The following is a 19,424-nucleotide window of genomic DNA, read 5'->3' as shown; positions in this document are numbered from 1 at the left end:
CGCGACTGTTGCGCACGCCGGTCTTTAGGCTCTAAAGGCTCGACAGTGGGGCCCCGGCAGCATGTCAGAACCAGTCATTCGGATATCGGAACGGCTGGCTGGAATATCCGAGTCTTGCGTCGGCGGCGCTGGCGAGGGTGCTCACACCGTAGTGACGAATGGGGGAGAATTGCCGCGTGTGCTCTGACCCCAAGTCCAGCGCCGCTTTTTATTCACCCCGCTTCTCAACTTGCTCTTTGCTGCCCGCATTCGCGGAAAAAGCGTACACGATTAGCGCTATAACGGACGCCGTTAGGGATGGTGTTCAAAACTCGTGTGAGCCCGGATGTTCAAGTAGGCGCGTGATGGGAACAATAGACGCATGAAACAGACCGACCTGAACCTTGACCTGAGCAACCGGCGCACGCGCAAGCGCGTGTTTCTCGATGAGATGGAGCGCGTGGTGCCGTGGAAGGAATTCGTTGCGCTGATTGCGCCACACGCGCCGACCAAGGCGACTGGCCGCCGGCCGTTTCCTATTGAAGCGATGTTGCGCATTCACTTCCTGCAGCAATGGTTTGGCTTGAGCGACGTCGCGATGGAAGAGGCGCTGTTCGACGTGCCGCTGTATCGCGAATTTGCCGCACTGGGCGGCATGAGCCGGTTGCCGGACCGAGTCAGCATCCTGCGCTTTCGGCATTTGCTGGAGCAACATAAGTTGGCCGAGCAATTCCTGCAGACCGTGAACGCACAATTGAGCGCCAAGGGCTACATGCTCAAGGAAGGCACGGTGGTGGATGCGACGCTGATTGCCGCGCCGAGCTCGACCAAAAACAAGGGTGGCGAGCGCGACCCGGAAATGCATCAGGCGAAGAAAGGCAATGCATGGCACTTTGGCATGAAGGCGCACGTCGGCGTGGATGCCGACTCGGGCCTGGTGCACACCGTGGTGGGAACGGCGGCCAACGTGAACGACGTGACGCAAGCCCGTGAGCTGGTGCGAGGCGATGAGGCCGAGGTATTCTGTGATGCGGGTTATCAGGGCGTGGACAAGCGCGAGGAAACGCAGGACGTAAAGGCCAAATGGCACATCGCGATGCGCCCTGGCAAACGTCGCGCCTTGAACAAGGACACCGTGCTGGGCCAGCTGCTCGATGAATGCGAAAAGCTCAAGGCCCGCATTCGGGCCAAGGTCGAACACCCGTTTCGCGTCATCAAGCGCCAGTTTAGCCACGTCAAAGTGCGTTACCGTGGGTTGATGAAGAACACGCAACAGCTGCACACGCTGTTCGCCTTGAGCAATCTGTGGATGATGCGCCGACGAATTCTGCAGGCATCCATAGCATGAGTGCGCCCCGATTCGGCTCGGAGGGGCCAAATCACCGGCCACAGGGCCACATACATGCCGAATAGGCCGGCGAGTTCGAGTGCTTTGTCCCATTGATTTCACTTCGCGGCGGTCACATCGTTAGCTTGGCGTCGCAAGTCGTGTTTTGAACACCATCCTTAGCGGAATCTAGGAACTACAACAAATAGTGTCTCCCGATGTGATGGGTAAGGGGACGGAAGGCTACGCCTTCCGTGAAGCGTTACAGCCAGTCGGCTTCGAAGCTGCAGTCGGTCAGCGACTCGCAGCCGTACTCGGTCAGCACGACCTGCTGTTCCTGCTACTTTGGATGCAAGATCACCGTTGACGAACCGACTACGCCCATGTCGGGGCTCGAGAATATCAACGTCGGTTTCTATCTGATGATAGGCGGGTCGATCCGACCGGTCGCGTTGTACTGATCGCGATCTTTGCAAGGTGGTCCTGACCTGCCCCCGGTCCACGAGAAGATCTGCCGAAAGAATGCGATCCGCGCCTGCTTCTCGGGCGGAAGCTGCTTAGCTAGTTGCTCAGCATCGCATTATCTCGATGTCGACGACTACCGATCAACCCCGCCCGCGTCAGCGATCGTCTCATCGGTGGTTTTGGCCTCACTGGACGCGCGATGCCAATGTGGCGAGATATAACCATCCAATGCACGTTTCGGGGTCAATCGCTAACCAAAGTGGGCCGCTTTTTGCTAACCTTCTTTGTTTGACACCCCCAGCGAATAGATTCCGACGCATATGGGCGACGACTTCTCTGACGACAAATCCACGACGAATCGTTCGGTCGCAGCTGCGGAACGAGCGTTGCAGATTCTCGAGGCGTTTCTTTCAGCTCCAGGGCCGCTATCCTTGGGTGACCTCGAACAACGGTCGGGCCTCTTCAAGAGCGTCATCCTGCGCTACATGATTTCCTTTGAAGCACGAGGATTTGTGCGAAAAGACGAGGACGGGCAGTATCGACTCGGTCCGAAAGCTTTCCAGCTCGGTAAAGCGTTCGAAGCGACTTTCGACCTGTCGCTGACGATGCAGCCGGTCCTTGACCGGATCACCAAGGCCACGGGGGAGAGTTCGTCGGTCTATATTCGGGATGGGGACTGGCGCATTTGTCTTCTTCGCGCAGATCCCGACCGCGTCGTACGGATCGCGACACGTGCCGGGACACGAGTTCACATTGACGAAACGGCGACGAGTATTGTCCTAACGCGCTTTATGAACAAGCAGACGAGCGATCTACAGCCGCTGTCGCCGTCAGATGTGGTGTGCACCTCGGGAAAGGGGGATCCGTTGCTTGCATCGATGTCGACCCCGCTTTTCGGGCCGGGCGAAGCGTTTATGGGGGCATTGACCCTCTCGGGCATCAGCGGGCATTTCGATATCGGCAGCGACCGATTCAAGAGTCTGTTGTTCGACGAGGCGATGTCGGCGAGCAGGCAACTGGGTGCAACGTTCGACAGCTGGCCTGCTCAGCAGCAGTGACTGTATGCGTTTGTGAGAGTCGTCGAACCCTCACGCTACGCCGACGGTTCCTCCGTCGCGTTCGTCCTGCCACGATGCCGTACACGGGACAAACTGATTACGCATTCGAATGTCGCTGCGACTGCTCCCGTGAGCAATGTGTTCCTCGGGTCTCGCAGCGGCTAGCGGTATAGCAGTGCGGCGCCAACCGGTATCCGGATGCTGGGCGAATGGATGAGCCCGAACCCGGCCTCGCATACCATCATGCGCAAGACGATGTGGGCCACCGAAAGTGAACGTGAGTGGCTCCAGGGGTATGGCACCCTCATCTAATTGCCGGTATCGCCTGTGGACGAAGCCGCGCCCCCTGTCTCACGGCAACTCGCGGATGGGAGCGTCCTTATTTCGTGCGTCGAACTCTTTGGAGCAAGACGCTGCATGTTTGGGAGCGACCTCTCTGTCGACAAGAGGATGGTAAGCGACGGAGTTCTCCGGAACGCCCTCAGGCGTTTGGTGGCGTTGGTATCACGGGCCGAAAGGGCAGCGATTTTCGGCGAAACTGTTTGCCGGGCCTGTCGATTGCATGCGCAAGATGAAGCGGCAGCGACCGCATCCCCCGCGCCCCCTCAAATGAGCAAGTTACCCCTAGATTCAGCCGTTACATTCCCGGCGAGTCGACAGGCTGCAATGAGTCACGGACGGCCAATTGCCTACCGACACACGCGGAGGCGCCGTCACTAACACGACGCGTCATGAGCTCATTTGGCGCATGAACCAAAGCTCGAGCGATTGCACGGCGTGCGTGATATCCGTGGCGGGATGAACGAGATAATAAGACGATGCCAGCGGAAGTGCCATATCGAAGAGCTGCACGAGTGAGCCGATCGCCAGTTCAGCCTCAACCAGGAGCGGGCTCGTCAGAACGATACCTTGTCCTCGCGCTGCCGTCTCGATTGCCATCAGGCCTTGATCGAACTCGATCCCGGCGAGCGCGTCGATCTCGACATCAGACAAATCGCTGAAGCGCCTTAACCAGGCATTCCAATAGGGGTGCAACGAATCGTGAAGAATTGTCGCTCGCCGGATATCATCTGGACTTCTGATAGCTAGGCGTTCCCGGTAGGCTGGGCTGCAGTACGGTCTGATCTCATCCCTGTAAAGCAACTGTACGGACAGACGCGGGTCTTCACCGTCAAAGTGCCTGACGGCAAGATCCATTGCATCGAGATCGAAGTCGAGCACCGTAGTCGACGTGTTCAAACTCAACGAGAGCCCGGGATGCTGTGTCAGCAAGTCCGCCATCCTTGGCGCAAACCACTTCGCTGCGAAACTCGGTGGCATCGATATATTGATGACTCGCCGCTGTCGCTCGCGTAAGCGACGACTTGCGTGAATGATGTCAGTCAGTGCCGGCTGGACATGCGAGAAATACGCGCGACCTTCGGCAGTCGGCGTCACCTGTCGAACATGTCTGGCAAAGAGCGGCAGGCCCAGCCACTCTTCGAGTTTCTGAATCTGTTGCCCGACCGCGCCCGGAGTGACGCTGAGCTCCTCGGCGGCAGCTGAGAAGCTGCCTAGGCGCATCGCGGCGTCGAACGCTATCAGGCCTTTAAGCGGCGGTATGTGTCTCATACTATAGTTTTTCTGCACCTAGTCGTAGAAAACATCGTTTGTAGCGCACCCTTGTCCGGAACACAATCAGTAATGGTTTGAGGCACAAAGCCGCCGTGCCCGACACCTTTGATGGCTGACAACTGGCTACTGTTCGGGGCATGCTTTGATACGGACTTATATTGCGTTCGCTCTTCTCGGTGTATTTTGGGGATCGAATTTCATTTACATCAAATGGGCTGCGGAGCTTGTCAGTCCAGGCCAGATATCTCTTCTACGAGTCCTTTTTGGGCTCTTGCCTTTGACGTTTATTGCGTGGCGCAGACGTGTAATCAGAACGGATCAGATTCGCTTTCTGCATCACTTTTTAATCATGGCGGCAGTGCCGACAGCTTTTTCCTATTTTGCGATGGCGAAGGGCACCGCTCTGCTACCGTCGAGCATTGCCGGCGTGCTTGCAGGATCGCCACCGCTGTTCACTGCCATAGCGTCAGGGTTCTTCCTTCGACAGGAAAGGATGAATGGCCTGATGGTATGCAGCATAGCGCTTGGATTAGCCGGTATCGCGCTGATTGCTCGTCCCTGGGCAAGCATTGGCGCCGACAACGCAATTAACGCAGTCGGTCTCGCCTGGATGCTCGCCGGATCAATTGCATTCGGGCTGTCATATATCTACGTTCGGCGATTCATTGCGCCTCTTGATGTCGCGCCTTTGGCTGTCGTGACATGGCAGATCGGTTTCGCGTTCCTGATGCTTCTGGTGCTGACCGACACAACCGGTATCGGTCATATTTTTTACGACTGGCGAGCGTTGGCAGGGCTTGTGATCGGTTTAGGCTTGCTCGGCACCGGCGCGGCGTTTCTTCTTTACTACTTTCTTCTGCAGGAGTTAGGCGCCGTTGCGGCCGCGGGGGCCGTGTATATAACGCCCGTCGTTGCGCTACTTATCGGTTGGTGCGTTGGCGAACGCGTCGGTCTTGTTGAATTAGCGGCGGTGGCGCTTGTTGTGGGAAGCATTGCGTTGCTGGAGGTCGGGCGCCAACGCATGTTGTCCAGGACTGCTTCGCCGCTCCAAGGCATCGTGATCTTTGACTGATTCGTCGATCATGCAATGGACCGCTTGAAAGAGTCGGGTTTGCCGGCCTCAATGAATTCAATTCATCGAAAGCATAAATCGATTATTCATATTATTGGAGGAGCATAATGATCACTGCTGCAATCAGAAGTCATCGCGAATTGCTCGATATCCGGAAGCCGGGGTTCGGAATGCCCGGGGAGCTATATGGGCGACAGGACGTTTTCGAAACGGACATGGAGGTGTTTTTCCGGAAACGCTGGATTCTCGTCGCAGTAACTGCTGACGTGCCGGAATTCGGGGACGTCTACACGCTCGACATCGGCCGGGATTCGGTGCTGCTCGTGCGCGATGAGGATGAAACAATTCGGGCCTTTCGAAACGCCAGCCCGAAGGACGGGGCGCGCCTGATGAATGCCGGAAAGGCCAGTGTCGGAGTGCTGGCTTGCCCTTCTCGTACTCGCACCTATGACCTCCGCGGGGTCTTGCGCCAAACGGACGATGTGGCGGAGCTTGACTCGAGTGGCGAGAACCTGACGCCCGTCCAGATCAAGGTGATCGGCGCGCACATATTCATTTGCCTTTCCGACAAGGTACCTGAAGATATCGCGAAACTCGAAACCGTGATGACTCCGCGATTCGAGCCGTACGAAATGCATCGTACGAAGATCGCCCACGAAGTGGATATCATCGAAAACGGGAACTGGAAGCTCGTGATGGAGAACAATCGCGAGTGTTACCACTGCGGAGCCACTCACCCTGAGCTGGTGCAATCGTTCCTAGCGCACGATTTCGGATTTTGCCCGGACGGGCAGAGTGAAGAGTCGGTCCGGGATTACGAGGATCACCTCGCGAGAAATGCCGCGCGCAAGAATGATTGGGAAAAAGACGGTTACCTTTGCGAGCTATTCGAATCTCTGGATGGAAGTGTCGATACGAATTTTCGCACGCAGCGCCTCGTGCTTTCCGGTGCCGGCGAATCGCAAACGATGGATACCAAGGTCGCATGTACGAAGCTGCTGGGTCACGTATCCCGTCCTGATCTCGGCGACATGCACATGTGGGGACATCACGCGTGGACGCATATCATGAGTGATCACGCGGTGGTCGCTTATGCCATTCCGCTTGCGCCAGACAGGACATTGGTGAGAACTGTATGGCTCGTGAACAAGGATGCGGTGGAAGGTGTCGACTATGACGTGAAAAAGCTTACGGAAGTGTGGATTCCCACAACACAACAGGATGCGGCACTCGTCGCCGCCACGCATAGTGGCACGCAGGACCCGGCATACATCCCGGGTCCATATTCCAAATATACGGAAGCAGAACTTGAGAAGTTTGCGCTTTGGTATGACGCGCGTCTGAAAGCCAGCGGCATTTGAGTTTAGGCCCTCCCGACGTGAATCGCTCCATGCTACGCGGGATGCAATGAGAGCAACAAGAGTGTGGCTTCGGGGCAGGTCTCACATAAGGCCCGAAGTCGCCATACCTTCTTGAGTCGAAATAAATGAAGCTTGGTTTTATCGGAACGGGTGTGATCACGAAGGCTATCGTGATTGGCCTGATGCGCTCTGGCCTACCCATCGAGCGGATCGCGTTGTCGCCACGAAATGCAGAAACGGCACAAGAACTCGCCCGTCTGGATACGTGTATTCGGGTGTGTGCCAGCAATCAGGAGGTTCTCGACTCATCTGATGTGATAGGCATCGCCGTCATACCGCAAATCACGGCCGATGTGCTGCGCGATCTGCATTTCGACGAACGGCACCATGTCATTACGTTCGTGCCAGGGTTCACGAGCGAGGTTTTGTTGACGCTCGTTCGGCCCGCCAGAAGGCTCGCCCGTGCCATACCTCTGCCGGCTGTTGCGGATCATAAGGGATGTACGGCTATCTATCCTCGCGACGAAACGGCGAAAGCATTGTTCGAAGCTGTGGGCAGCGTAGTAGAAGTCGAAAGCGAACTTCACTTCGACGCATTGCACGCCGTAACGTCGACGATGGCCAGTTTCTATGCAGTGCTTGAACACCAGGCGTCTTGGCTAACGGAGCAAGGGTTGCCTTATGATGCGGCGCGACGGTTCCTTTCCGGATACTGCGTTGGATTGGCTCACGAGACGACCCAAACGGACCAGTCGTTTGAGGAGATGATCGAATACCTTATGACACCAGGAGGGTTGAACCAGCAGGTTCACGCCGAGCTTTCATCGTATGGTGCTTATCGCCATTACGGCATAGCGCTCGATCGGCTGCTCGCCCGGGTGCGGGACCAAACGTAACGCACGCATGCTTCATGCTAGCCCACAGTGTTGCGGAAATACGGTATGTCGTCTGGCGATGAAGCACGCTGTATTGATGTGATTGTTTTTAAACTGTTATTTGCACAAGGAGTCTATTCATGCCAATCGTTCGCGTTGAACTGTCGCCGGGCCGCACACACGATCAGAAAACGAAGTACGTCGAAGAGGTCACGAAATTGACCGCAGAAGTATTGAGCTGCTCGATCGAATCGATCGACGTGATATTCGACGAAATTCCTGCTACGAATTGGGCACACGCTGGAAAATTTTACGCTCAGCCTAAATAGCCATCAAGCAAGGACGTGCTGCGAGTTTCCGTCCGTTATGTCGCAACGCGACCGTTTCAGATAAAAGGCGGTCGCGTCGGATTTTGTATAGCCGCTTCGGGTCGTTCTTCACTCAACGCATTGGGGATTTATGAAAATCGCATTAATCGGAGCGAACGGTACGATCGGAACGGCGATCGCAGCTCAATTGAAGGGGCGACATGATCTGATTTGTGTAAATCGCACTACTGGAGACCTCCGAGTTGATATAGCGAACCCAGATTCGATCACGCAGTTCTACCAGGCCGTCGGAAACGTCGACGCGGTCATTTGCGCTGCTGGACATGTCCACTACGAAGTGTTTGAGAAGCTAACGATCGACCATCATGCCATCGGTATCCAAAGTAAATTGATGGGGCAGGTTGCCCTGGTAACTGAAGGTCTTCGGTTCATAAATGACGGAGGTAGCTTCACCCTCACAAGTGGGCTGACAAATGAAGATCCCATTCGACAAGGGGCATCATCGGCTTTGGTGAATGGTGCGCTGGAAGGGTACGTTCGGGGAGCCGCGATCGAGATGCCTCGCGGCATACGAATAAATGTAGTAAGTCCGACCTTGATCGAGGAATCAGTTCCAGAATTCGGGCCGTATTTTCCAGGCATCCAGCCGGTACCGGCATCCGAAGCAGCCCTCGCATATGTGAAAAGTGTCGAGGGAGCACAGACTGGACGCGTTTTGCGAGTGGGGTGGACGCGCGGCTATTTCTGCTAACCGCCAACTAGACGACCCGACTGTCCGACAACGCTAGATGTCGGTGGTTGCTGTGGCGCTCTCGTGTCGTGTTGGGTTTTCGTCCGATACATTCATCCAGTCACGATGTCGTACCCGGGTCAAGCTGACGGCACACGCGAGAATTGCCAAACCCGCACCAGTGAGCAATGCACCTCTCGCGCCGTGTAACGGAGAGCGAGACAGCATGAGGGCGACCAGCGCGGTGCCTGTCGCTTGACCCACTAATCGAGCGGTGCCGAGCATGCCGCTGGCGGCCCCGCTTCGTTTCTTTGGCGCAGCCCCTACCAGAATGCGGTTGTTCGGCGATTGGAACAGACCGAAACCGGCCCCGCACATCATCATGCGCCAGACGATATCCATCGGAGCTGGAGCAACTGGTAGCCAGGCCAGGCTAGCCAATCCCACCGAGAGTGTTGCCAAGCCCGCAGCTCCCAACCAGCCAGGTGAGATGCGGTCCGAATATCGGCCCGCAATCGGCGAGAAAACGGCCACCATCAGGGGCCACGGCGTCATCAGCAAGCCGACCAACGCAGGGCTGTATTTGAAACTGCTCTGAAACAGGAATGGCAGGGCGACATAGGCCATCATTTGCGCGGCAAAGGAGCAAACTGATGTAGCCAGCGATAACGAGAGAACAGGTATACGAAGCAGATCGACCGGGAAGAGGGGGTGGCTTGCCGTGCTTTCGCGCCTCGTGAGCAGTGCTCCGGAAGTGATGCACGCGACGACCTGGGCAGCGACGACCATCCATGGAAGTCCGTGGCCAAGGCTTTCTACGCTACCGATCAGCAAGCCGATCGCGAGCATGCTGAGCATCGCGCTGACAAAATCGAAGCGACGAACAATTCGTTCGGTGTTGGGCAAATTCCGTACCGCGAGGAAGACGGCCAAGGCACCGAAAGGCAGATTGATCGCAAACAGGAAGGGCCACGACGTAACCGAAAGGACGGCTCCAGCGAGTGACGGACCAACGGTGGCGGCAGTCGCTGCCACCATGGCGTTGAATCCCAGCGCGCTGCCGAGTTTTCGCCTCGGAACGATATGCCTGATCAGCGCGGTATTGACGCTTAGAAGGCCGGCGGCGCCGACCCCTTGCGAAATTCGAGCAAGTGTCAACGACAGCATGGAGTTCGACAGCGCACATCCAAGCGATGCAATGGTGAACAGCACGAGACCGCGAGTATAGATTTTCTTGTAGCCGTGAATTTCTCCGAGCGCGGCGAAGGGAAGCAGGCAGATGGCTAGCGCCAGCTGGTAGCCGTTGACGATCCAGATCGACGCGGACGCAGGCGAGTTCATCTCTCGCGCAATGGTCGGAAGCGCGACGTTAGCAACAGAGCCGTCGACGAGTGCGAGTGTCAAGCTGATCGCAATTGTGGCGAGGGCGTACAGCCGCATCGGATTGGGCAATCCATCTTCCATCTGGAGCGTTGATGCGGGTTCTGTTGCCGGAGAGTCGTGGTTCACGTGTTGCACCTGAGAATGTGTTTCGCGGTAGAGCAGTTTGGTACTGCGATATTGTGTGGGCGACAAGCGTCACTCATTGCACCCTGTCTGGGTAGGATGGTGTCGTTCGATATGTCGTCGCAGTCGCGGGTAGGCATCCATCGCATTACGAAAGAAAATCCTGCTCCGAGCTTCTGAATCGAGCCATTCGATTCCATCGATGTGCCGCTTCGTATCGTCGTATTCGTAGCCGGATTCGGGATCGATTCCTCGAACTGCGCCAACAATCTCCGACGCGAAAAGGATTCGGTCAGCCTGGATAGTCTTCAGCAACAGTTCGAGGCCGGGTTGGTGGTAAACGCAGGTATCGAAATAGACGTTTTTCATGAGATCGGCGAGCAACGGGCGCGAGTTCTGCTGTGCGAGACCTCGATAACGTCCCCAGTGGTAAGGCACGGCGCCTCCACCGTGTGGAATTATTAGCCGGAGATCCGGAAAATCGTCGAAGATGTTCTTGAGAACAAGCTGCATGAATACGGACGTATCCGCGTTCAGGTAATGAGCGCCCGTGTGATGGAAGTTAGGATTGCAGGATTGACTGACATGGACCATGCCCGGAACATTCAGTTCGACCATCGCTTCAAAGAGCGGGTACCAGAATCGATCGGTGAATGCCGGTCCGCTCCAATATCCATCGGACGGATCGGGGTTGATGTTGCAGCCGACGAATCCGAGTTCTTCGACACAGCGACGAAGTTCCGAAACGCAGTTCGCTGGGTTGACGCCCGGAGATTGCGGAAGCTGACACACACCTGCGAAGTGACGGGGAAACAGGGTGCACACACGGTGGATCATGTCGTTGGAAGCACGTGCCCAATCAAGACTCGTCTGAGCGTCACCTTCATGATGCGCCATGCCCCCGGCGGTCGGCGAAAAAAGGGTAACGTCGATGCCGCGTGCTCGCTGAATCCGCAATTGGTTGGTTTCGATCGACTCGCGAATCTCGTCATCGCTAATGTTGAGATCCGGAGCGAGTCGGCTCGGTATCGCACTCAACTGTCGGCACCGATAGTCACGCAGCGCTTCTGGCGCAGTCGTATAGTGCCCGTGTACATCAATGATCACGTGTCCTCCTTGTACTCAAGTCGTGGCGCAGCCCAGCGAGGGCTGCTCATCGCGTTGAATGCGTGCGTGTTGCTCCCTGGCGTCTCGGATGAAGCCGCTCAGTCCTTGGGATGCGCGACCATGGTTCCGGTGGGAAGCGGATCACCGTTCGGTTGTGCGTCCGCCGGAACCGGGCGGCTGATGTCGAGTCGCGACAGGATGAGGCAAGCTAGACCACCGAACGCTGCGATCATGAGGATTGGCACGATGAAACTGCCGGTCAGGTCGCGAAGGGCGCCAACGAGCGCGCTCCCGAGAAAGCCAGACAAGCTGCCGATGGCCACAACCATCGCGACCCCGCCTGCGGCAGCACGCTCTTTCAGGAACTGGGCGGGAATGGCGAGGATGACGGCCATCGATGCAAAGCTTGCGACGAGCGCGACTGTCAACGCGATGAGTTTGCCGACGGCATTCGGCGCGATCGTCGAAATGGCGAGTGCAATCGACGCGCAAAGCAACGCGGCGAGCAGATGGTGCTTGCGCTCGCGTTTCTTGTCGGAATGTCGCCCCCAGAAAGCCATGGCCGCCGCCGAGAGCGCATAAATCCCGGCCATCGAGAATCCGATCTCCGATTTCGGCCACCCGAACTCCGACATGATTTGCGGAAGCCAGAGTCCGACGGTTTGATGCGTGATGAGCACGCCGAAGTTGACCATACCCAGCGCCAGGACCTTTTTGTCGAACAACGCTTCTCGCAGGCGATGCTCGCGGATGTGGCGATTTTCTGCGGCAATCACGTTGCCGAGGTAAGTCTGCTCTTCGTGCGTCAGCCAGGCGGCGTTGGCGGGCGTGTCGTGCAGGAGTTTCGCGACAATCAGCCCAAGCACGACCGAGGGCACCGCCTCGACGATGAACATGAGCTGCCATCCCTGCAGCCCTGCAACTTCGTGCATGCCGACAAGCCACGACGAAACGGGAGAACTGATCACGCTCGACAGGGGCACCATCATCAGAAACATGCCGGTGACCCGGCCACGGTATTCGTCAGGAAATGCCTTGGCGACATATAGGATGGCTGCGGGGACAAATCCCGCCTGTGCTACCCCCAGCAAGAATCGCAACGACACGAAGCTTGTGCCGTCCCAGACGAATGCCGTCAGCGCTGACAGAAGCCCCCACGACACCATGATGCGTGCAATCCAGCGGCGCGCACCGTACCGGTGACAGGCGAGGCTCGACGGCACCTCGAACAACAGATACCCGAGAAAAAAGATGCCGGCGGCAAGGCCGTACGTCGATTTGCTGATACCGATCGCGGAATTCATGCTGAGCGCGGCGATCGACAGGTTTGCCCGATCGACGTAGCACGCAAGGTACGCGGCCATCAGGAGAGGCATCACGTGCCACCTCATCTTGCGAATGGCCGACTGAATGACGTCGGACGGAATTGCCGGGGTTGCCATGACTCCTCCAGATGAAAGTCTCTGTGTTTGTAGATGCGTACCGGCCCTTATTTTCTTGCAGTGGTGTCGGTGCGCCAGTTGTTTTTATAACGGCGTTATGAAATTGTTGCAAGAAAAATATAACGCCGTTATGATTTTTTGGAGGGCGAGACGACGGGGCACTGTTGGCGTCATCAAGGCGGGCAGATTGGCCCGGTAAACGATTGTTTTGTAAGGAGAACGAGGTGAGCAAGCGAAATGTACCGGTGACCGATCAGAGCGCGTGGACGGTCAGCACCCTGGGCGCCGACATGCGATGGATCCGGCACTTCACTGCGGCTGAACTGGATGAACTCGACGCCGCACTGGAGCGTGTACGGAACATCCCCATCACGAAGATCACCAAGGAAGACTTCCCGCTCGAGCGCACGCTTGCGACGCTGGACGAGGCCTCCAACGAAATTCATCACGGTCGCGGTCTGGTCGTGCTGCGCGGGCTTCCGGTCGAGAAGTATTCGAAGGACGACGCGTCGCGCATCTACTGGGGTGTCGGTTTGCATCTTGGCACGCCGGTTACCCAGAACTCACGCGCGCATTTGCTCGGCCATGTGAAGGACGAGGGCGTGAAGTACAGCCAGAAGACGCGCGGCTACAACACCAAGGCCAAGCTGAATTTCCACACCGACAACTGCGACATCGTCGGGTTGCTGTGCCTGCGTACCCCAAGGTCGGGTGGCCTGAGTCGATTCGCCAGCTCGACCACGATTTTCAACTACATTCTCGAGACGCGGCCGGAATTGCTGCAGCCGCTGTTCGACGGCTTCTACTACGACCTGAAAGGTGAGCAGCGTCCGGGGGCCGGCGAGTTGAGCGACCACAAGATTCCGGTCTTCAGCGATCACGAAGGCCATCTCAGCTGCCGTTACGTGCGTAACGCGATTGAGCCGGCGTTTGCCAAGAGCGGCGAAGTAAAAACGGAATTGCAGGAAGAAGCGCTCGATCTGTTCGACCGTCTCGCCGATTCGAAGGAGCTGTGTTTTGAAATGCAATTCGAGCCGGGCGACATGCAGTTGCTGAACAACCACGTCATTGTTCATTCCCGCACCGAGTTCGACGACTTCGAAGAGGAAGACCGTAAGCGACATCTGCTGCGTTTGTGGCTTCGCAACGATACACGTCCGCTCGCGCACGAGTTTGCCGAGCGCTTCGGGCCGGGGACTGCGCGTATGGGTGTTCCGATTTTCGTCGGGGCAAGTGTCTGACGACGGCGGCTCGCAGGGTGGTGGGCAGCAGGTGTGGCAAGGGCAGCCAGCTGGCAGGCTGCCCTGCGGGACGCTATGCGGGTGTGCTCAGGGCAGGGTTCTCTGTCGGTAGAGGTGCTCGCAAAAGCTACTCGACGCGCCGAGGTTTCGCGACAAGGTCGAGGCGGCTTGCAGCAGCAAGGAATCGAATCGATTCTCTGCGCGTGCTGCTTCGATTCGCGTAACGGGGCCCGACAAGGTCAGCGCCGCCATGAATTTGTCGTTCTCGCCGAACACGGGTAAAGAGAACGCAGATGTGTATTCGTCACGTTCTCGAGTCGTATACAGAGGCAACGGAGGCGTCGAATCGAATAGCGGCTCCGACATGCCCCAAAAACGGATGACCTTGCTTCCACTGGTGTTGTCGAGCGGAAGTGAGGTACCGGGAAGACGGGTTTCCCGCAGGCCGACGGCGGGTTCGATACGAAACAAGCACAGCCTGCGCCCGCCCTCGAGCACATAGTAGGAGGCGCTTTCCCCCGTATCGGCAGATAGTGACCGCAGGATCGGTTCCACAACCTTCGCCAGGTGAAAGGACCTCTCATAAAGCTTGCCGAGGTAAAGCACCCGAGGCCCGAGCGAATACTCGCCGTCGTCGGACCGGATGATGTAGCTCATTCGCTCGAGCGAGTTCATCAGCCGGTACACCGTTGTGCGGTGCATGCCTGAAGCCTTTGTCAGCGCGGAGAGCGTCCAGCTCTCGTTTCCCAGCGTGAAGCAGTCCAACAGCGAGAGTGCTTTTTCAACGGCTGCTACCCCTTCGTTACTCATGTTTTGTCTCCGGTGAATGTGTACATTGTACACGTATAGTTCGGGAAATTGCTGATTCTATTGCACGGGGTTTTTGACTAACTTAGTCTCATATCCACATAGCGCACATGTAGTGTACATAGTACACCATAGGAGGGAGTAGTGAAGTTGAGCATCGAAGCAGCACGGATCACCCGAATCAAGCCATCGCCAAGCGTTGCCGCGAAAGCCATTGCCAACGAGCTGGTGGCGGCCGGACACGACATAGTCGATTTCACTGCAGGTGAGCCGGATTTCGATACGCCGGAGCATGTCAGCGCGGCGGCCTATGCTGCAGCCCGACGCGGCGAGACCCGGTACACGGCGACGAGCGGTACGGTCGCGCTTCGTGATGCCATCCGCGAGAAGTTCGAGCGCGAGAACGGTCTGCGGTACGAACGCAACCAGATCATCGTCGGCAGTGGCGCGAAACATGTGATCTTTTCCGCGCTGACCGCAACCGTCGAGGATGGGGACGAAGTCATCGTCCCGGCGCCGTACTGGGTTTCCTATCCCGACATCGTGGTGCTGAACGGGGGCACGCCCGTCGTGGTCCCGTGTACGCAGGACCACGGATTCAAGCTGACGCCCGCCGCACTCGAGGCCGCGATTACTGATCGGACCAAGTGGGTGATCCTGAACAGCCCGAGCAACCCGACCGGTGCGGTGTATTCGCATGCCGAGCTGGTGGCGCTCGGCGAGGTCCTCGTGCGTTATCCGCACGTCTGGGTGATGACCGATGACATCTACGAACACCTCGTCTATGACGGGGCCAAGTACGTGTCTTTCGCCGCCGCGGTTCCGGCGTTGCTCGATCGCACGCTGACTATCAACGGAGTCTCGAAAGCTTATGCCATGACGGGATGGCGAATTGGATACGCGGGTGGCCCGCGGCCACTGATCGCCGCGATGGACAAGCTGATGTCGCAGAGCACCGGCGGTGCAAGTGCTATCAGTCAGGCAGCGGCCAAGGCCGCGCTGGAAGGTTCGCAGGATTTCGTTGCGTCGTCGCGGACCGCATTCGAAGCACGGCGCAATCTGATCGTTGAACGTCTCAATCGTGTTGACGGCGTGCGCTGTCTCACGCCGAACGGTGCCTTCTACGTGTATCCGGATTGCGGCGCGTTCATCGGCAAGAAGGCCCCCAACGGTCGTCGGATGGAAAGCGACAAGGACATCCAGCTGTATCTGCTCGAAACGGCAAAGGTGGCCGTACTGGACGGCGGCGCATATGGCCTGTCTCCGCACCTGCGGCTGTCGTTCGCGACTTCAATCGATCGAATTGAAGAGGGATGCCGCCGCATCGCGGCGGCGCTGGCAGCACTCAACTAAACATCCATGCGACTGACGTCGCCGGAGATCACGTCAATGAAATACGCTGCATTTCTTGTTGCCTGTCTGCTGGGAACCTGTTTGTCGTCCGCTGCGCATGCTGATCAGTTGCACGACATCCAGGCGCGGAAGAAGTTGATCTGCGGTGTTCTCGGGGACAGCGTTCCTTTGGGCTTCCAGGATCCGGCGACGCGCCAGACGGTCGGTCTCGACGTCGATATCTGCAACCAGATTGCGAAGGATATCGGCGTGACCGCCGAGGTTCGTCCGATTTCGGTGGACTCGCGTATTGCGTCACTTCAGACAGGTCGCGTCGACATCGTGGCCGCCGCGCTCGGCTACACGAAGGAGCGTGCCAAGCAGATCGATTTCTCCTCCGCGTATTACCAGACACCGATCAAGATCCTGGTGCAAAACACGTCGGGCATTACGAAGTTCGCGCAACTGGCGGGCAAGCAGGTCAGTGCGCTGAGAGGTTCGACGCCCGAGCTCTATGCGCGCCAGCAACTCACCGGCGCAAACGTGATCACGTTCGACGATGCCCCCTCCGCGTTCATGGCGCTGATGCAAAGCAAAGTGCAGGGGCTGGCGATGTCGGAGCCTGCCGCAGTTCGCTTTCGCAACCGCGCGGCCGGAAAGACCCGGTTCCTGGATGAATCGTTGCACTACGAACCCAACTGCGTCGGCGTGAAGAAGGGGGAGGCCGGACTGCTGGCAGCCGTCAACAAGTCACTCGATTCGATGGAGCGCTCGGGCCAGATGCAGGCGATCTGGGACAAGTGGTATGGCCCGAGCACCGAGTACAAGATGGTCCGAGAGAGGAAAGTGACGCCGATCGCGGACTTCCAGTAACTGCGCATTGCCTTCCGACTCGACGAGATCATTGTCATGTTTTCTACCGTCCATCAACTGCTGACGGGCAGCTATCTCCATCAGATCCTGGCTGGTCTCGCGGTCTCGGTGGAACTGTTCGTGTCGGCCTGGATCGCCGCGATTGCGCTCGGCATCGTATTGACCGTGCTCCGAGCGGCGAGCGTCACGATCGGAACGTGGATCGTGTCCGCATTCGTGACCTATCACCGCTCGGTACCCACCATCGTGCAGATCATGGTGTGGTACTTCGGGGTGCCGCAACTGCTGCCGATGTCGTGGCAGGAATTCGTCAATGCACACAACGCGCAGTTCCTGTTCGCTGCGCTGGCGCTATCGCTGAATTCCGCCGCGTATATCTCCGAGGATCTTCGCAGCGGCTTTCGCTCACTCCCGTACACGCAACAGGAGGCCGCACGTGCGTTGGGTTTGACTTATCTGCAATCGATGCGGCTCGTCATTGTTCCGCAAGCCATTCGGGCGGCGTTGCCGAGCCTCGTTGGCCAGACGCTAAGCTTGTTCAAGTCGACAAGTCTTGCGATGGCGATTGGTGTCGCCGAACTCATGTACATCGCGCGACAGATCGACGGGGAAACCTACGCGACGTTCGATTGTTACCTGATTGCGACGCTGATCTATCTTGGGGGGACCAGTCTTATCGCCGCATCAGGCGGACTGCTTCAACGCAGCCTTCAACGTTCCGCACAGCGGTGAACCATCATGTTGGAAATTTTTCGTGACTATGGAGTGATGCTGCTCATCGGGCAGTATCCGTCGGGACCGATCGGCGGCATCGCCATGACATTGATCATGGCGATTTCCGCACTGGTTATTTCCTTCCCCGTTGCAATCCTCGTTGCGCTCGGACGTCAATCGCCGATTCGCGTCATCGGTCGTCTTGCTGCAGCCTACGTGTTCTGTGTGCGCGGCATACCGGTGATGCTGATCATCTTCTGGGCGTATTTCGTCCTGCCGCTACTTACCGGGTTTCGCGTTTCTGGTCCGGTCACGGTGGTGTGCGCGCTGGTGATTTACGAAGGCGCGTATCTGGCCGAGGCAATTCGCGGAGCGATCGCGTCCTTGCCGAAAGGACAGACTGAGGCATCGCGTGCGCTTGGCCTCGGATACTGGAAGACGCAATACCTGGTGATTCTGCCGCAGGCGCTGATCAATGCGATTCCGAGCATCGTGAACCAGTTCGTGCTGATCGTGAAGAACACGGCGCTGGCCTATTTGATCGGAACGCAGGAAGTGACCTTCTCCGCGAATCAGATCAACGCGCAGTTACTGACCGAACCGTTCCAAGTCTACGTGATTCTCGCGGGGATCTACTTCGTTCTCTGCGCGTCGCTGTCTTACGGCGCGTCCATCCTCGAAAAGACCATCAAGAAGCGCCGATCCGGCGGGCCGGCGATCGCACCGACCGGCAAGGCCGATCAGGTGAATTGTTCAGTTACCGGGAGTTCCTCGTGATCAAGTTCGAGAACGTCAGCAAGTGGTATGGCGCATATCATGCGCTGGATTCTGTCAGCGGCGACGTTGCCGAAGGGCAGGTTGTGGTTATCTGCGGGCCTTCCGGTTCCGGCAAGTCGACGCTGATCCGTACCGTCAACCGACTGGAGCCGATCGAAGGCGGCGCTATCTGCGTCAACGGACAAGATATTTCGGCGCGTTCGATCGACGTGAATCGCCTGCGAAGCCGCATCGGTTTTGTATTCCAGCAGTTCAACCTGTTTCCGCATTTGTCGGTGATCGACAACATCGTGCTGGCGCCGGTTCATGTGCTCAAGGCAAATCGTTCCGACGCGCGCGTGAAAGCACGTCAGCTGCTCGCCAGGGTCGGGCTCGAACACAAGGCGGATGCCTATCCGAGTCAGCTGTCGGGCGGCCAGCAGCAACGCGTCGCCATCGCGCGTGCACTCGCGCTCGATCCGCCTGTCATGTTGTTCGACGAACCGACAAGTGCGCTCGATCCTGAAATGGTCGGTGAGGTTCTCCAGGTCATGAAGGGGCTTGCGAAGGATGGCATGACGATGATCTGTGTCACGCACGAAATGGGTTTCGCCCGCGAGGTTGCGGATCGGGTGTGGTTCATGGACGCCGGATGCCTGCTCGAGCAAGCCGATCCGACTGAATTCTTCTCGTGTCCCCAGCATCCCCGTGCAAAGAAATTCGTCGCGGACATTCGGTCGACGTAGCGCGACGCGATGCCCACTTCGAGCGATCCAAGCAGATTCGGCAAACGGTCAAGCGCGCAATGAAGCGCGTTCAGCTTAACAGTAAAGGAG

General features: G+C 57.6%; 18 protein-coding genes. 13 read left to right on the top strand and 5 right to left on the bottom strand.

Features of this window, described 5'->3' with window-relative positions; genetic code table 11:
* The first annotated feature begins 361 nt into the window (after window positions 1–361).
* Entirely contained in the window at window positions 362–1,327 is a 966-nt protein-coding gene (locus AC1Z3W_RS33700) for an IS5 family transposase (protein ID WP_483509371.1), read from the top strand.
* Window positions 1,328–2,091: 764 nt separating this feature from the next.
* Window positions 2,092–2,829, top strand: coding sequence for an IclR family transcriptional regulator (locus AC1Z3W_RS33695; protein WP_483509370.1), 738 nt, complete (start codon window positions 2,092–2,094; stop codon window positions 2,827–2,829).
* Window positions 2,830–3,558: 729 nt separating this feature from the next.
* On the opposite strand, the gene AC1Z3W_RS33690 is transcribed toward AC1Z3W_RS33695, so the two are convergent.
* A complete protein-coding gene (locus tag AC1Z3W_RS33690; RefSeq protein WP_483509369.1) occupies window positions 3,559–4,440 on the bottom strand; it encodes a LysR substrate-binding domain-containing protein in 882 nt (293 codons plus the stop codon).
* Window positions 4,441–4,585: 145 nt separating this feature from the next.
* Between AC1Z3W_RS33690 and AC1Z3W_RS33685 the strand changes: the two genes are divergently transcribed.
* From AC1Z3W_RS33685 to AC1Z3W_RS33665, 5 genes are all read left to right on the top strand, one after another.
* Window positions 4,586–5,515, top strand: a complete 930-nt coding sequence (locus AC1Z3W_RS33685; protein ID WP_483509368.1) for a DMT family transporter — start codon at window positions 4,586–4,588, stop codon at window positions 5,513–5,515.
* A 107-nt stretch (window positions 5,516–5,622) separates the two neighbouring features.
* Window positions 5,623–6,876, top strand: a complete 1,254-nt coding sequence (locus tag AC1Z3W_RS33680; RefSeq protein WP_483509367.1) for an aromatic ring-hydroxylating oxygenase subunit alpha — start codon at window positions 5,623–5,625, stop codon at window positions 6,874–6,876.
* Between the two features lie 125 nt (window positions 6,877–7,001).
* On the top strand, window positions 7,002–7,772 hold the full coding sequence (locus tag AC1Z3W_RS33675) for a pyrroline-5-carboxylate reductase (RefSeq protein WP_483509366.1): 771 nt from the start codon (window positions 7,002–7,004) through the stop codon (window positions 7,770–7,772).
* Between the two features lie 119 nt (window positions 7,773–7,891).
* A complete protein-coding gene (locus AC1Z3W_RS33670) occupies window positions 7,892–8,080 on the top strand; it encodes a 4-oxalocrotonate tautomerase (protein WP_483509365.1) in 189 nt (62 codons plus the stop codon).
* 130 nt (window positions 8,081–8,210) lie between these two features.
* Window positions 8,211–8,831 carry a short chain dehydrogenase gene (locus AC1Z3W_RS33665; RefSeq protein WP_483509364.1) on the top strand — a complete coding sequence of 207 codons (621 nt, stop codon included), beginning with the start codon at window positions 8,211–8,213 and terminating at the stop codon, window positions 8,829–8,831.
* Between the two features lie 33 nt (window positions 8,832–8,864).
* Here the strand turns inward: AC1Z3W_RS33665 and AC1Z3W_RS33660 are convergent, their stop codons facing one another.
* The 3 genes from AC1Z3W_RS33660 to AC1Z3W_RS33650 all read right to left on the bottom strand — a co-directional run bounded on the left by AC1Z3W_RS33660 (window position 8,865) and on the right by AC1Z3W_RS33650 (window position 12,865).
* Window positions 8,865–10,319, bottom strand: coding sequence for an MFS transporter (locus AC1Z3W_RS33660; protein ID WP_483509363.1), 1,455 nt, complete (start codon window positions 10,317–10,319; stop codon window positions 8,865–8,867).
* A gap of 69 nt (window positions 10,320–10,388) precedes the next feature.
* Window positions 10,389–11,423, bottom strand: coding sequence for an amidohydrolase family protein (locus tag AC1Z3W_RS33655; protein ID WP_483509362.1), 1,035 nt, complete (start codon window positions 11,421–11,423; stop codon window positions 10,389–10,391).
* Window positions 11,424–11,521: 98 nt separating this feature from the next.
* Window positions 11,522–12,865, bottom strand: coding sequence for an MFS transporter (locus AC1Z3W_RS33650; protein ID WP_483509361.1), 1,344 nt, complete (start codon window positions 12,863–12,865; stop codon window positions 11,522–11,524).
* A 224-nt stretch (window positions 12,866–13,089) separates the two neighbouring features.
* Between AC1Z3W_RS33650 and AC1Z3W_RS33645 the strand changes: the two genes are divergently transcribed.
* Window positions 13,090–14,106 carry a TauD/TfdA family dioxygenase gene (locus AC1Z3W_RS33645; protein ID WP_483509360.1) on the top strand — a complete coding sequence of 339 codons (1,017 nt, stop codon included), beginning with the start codon at window positions 13,090–13,092 and terminating at the stop codon, window positions 14,104–14,106.
* An 87-nt stretch (window positions 14,107–14,193) separates the two neighbouring features.
* Here the strand turns inward: AC1Z3W_RS33645 and AC1Z3W_RS33640 are convergent, their stop codons facing one another.
* Window positions 14,194–14,916 (bottom strand): IclR family transcriptional regulator, encoded by a 723-nt coding sequence (locus AC1Z3W_RS33640; RefSeq protein WP_483509359.1) that lies wholly within the window; start codon window positions 14,914–14,916, stop codon window positions 14,194–14,196.
* 141 nt (window positions 14,917–15,057) lie between these two features.
* Between AC1Z3W_RS33640 and AC1Z3W_RS33635 the strand changes: the two genes are divergently transcribed.
* Genes AC1Z3W_RS33635 through AC1Z3W_RS33615 form a run of 5 tightly spaced genes read left to right on the top strand, consistent with a single transcriptional unit; the run spans window position 15,058 to window position 19,334 of the window.
* Window positions 15,058–16,266, top strand: coding sequence for an aminotransferase class I/II-fold pyridoxal phosphate-dependent enzyme (locus tag AC1Z3W_RS33635; protein ID WP_483509358.1), 1,209 nt, complete (start codon window positions 15,058–15,060; stop codon window positions 16,264–16,266).
* Window positions 16,267–16,302: 36 nt separating this feature from the next.
* The gene (locus AC1Z3W_RS33630; protein ID WP_483509357.1) at window positions 16,303–17,118 is read left to right on the top strand and encodes a transporter substrate-binding domain-containing protein; all 816 of its coding nucleotides are present in this window, start codon (window positions 16,303–16,305) and stop codon (window positions 17,116–17,118) included.
* A gap of 36 nt (window positions 17,119–17,154) precedes the next feature.
* Window positions 17,155–17,850 carry an amino acid ABC transporter permease gene (locus tag AC1Z3W_RS33625; protein WP_483509356.1) on the top strand — a complete coding sequence of 232 codons (696 nt, stop codon included), beginning with the start codon at window positions 17,155–17,157 and terminating at the stop codon, window positions 17,848–17,850.
* Between the two features lie 6 nt (window positions 17,851–17,856).
* Window positions 17,857–18,609, top strand: a complete 753-nt coding sequence (locus AC1Z3W_RS33620; RefSeq protein WP_483509355.1) for an amino acid ABC transporter permease — start codon at window positions 17,857–17,859, stop codon at window positions 18,607–18,609.
* Window positions 18,606–19,334 carry an amino acid ABC transporter ATP-binding protein gene (locus AC1Z3W_RS33615; RefSeq protein ID WP_483509354.1) on the top strand — a complete coding sequence of 243 codons (729 nt, stop codon included), beginning with the start codon at window positions 18,606–18,608 and terminating at the stop codon, window positions 19,332–19,334. Before AC1Z3W_RS33620 ends, AC1Z3W_RS33615 begins: the two co-directional genes overlap by 4 nt.
* The last annotated feature ends 90 nt before the right edge of the window (window positions 19,335–19,424 follow it).

The sequence above is a fragment of the Burkholderia sp. 10_S31 genome, from assembly GCF_056930375.1.
Note: the sequence above shows the minus strand (reverse complement) of the source record. Positions and strands in the feature narration are given on the sequence as shown.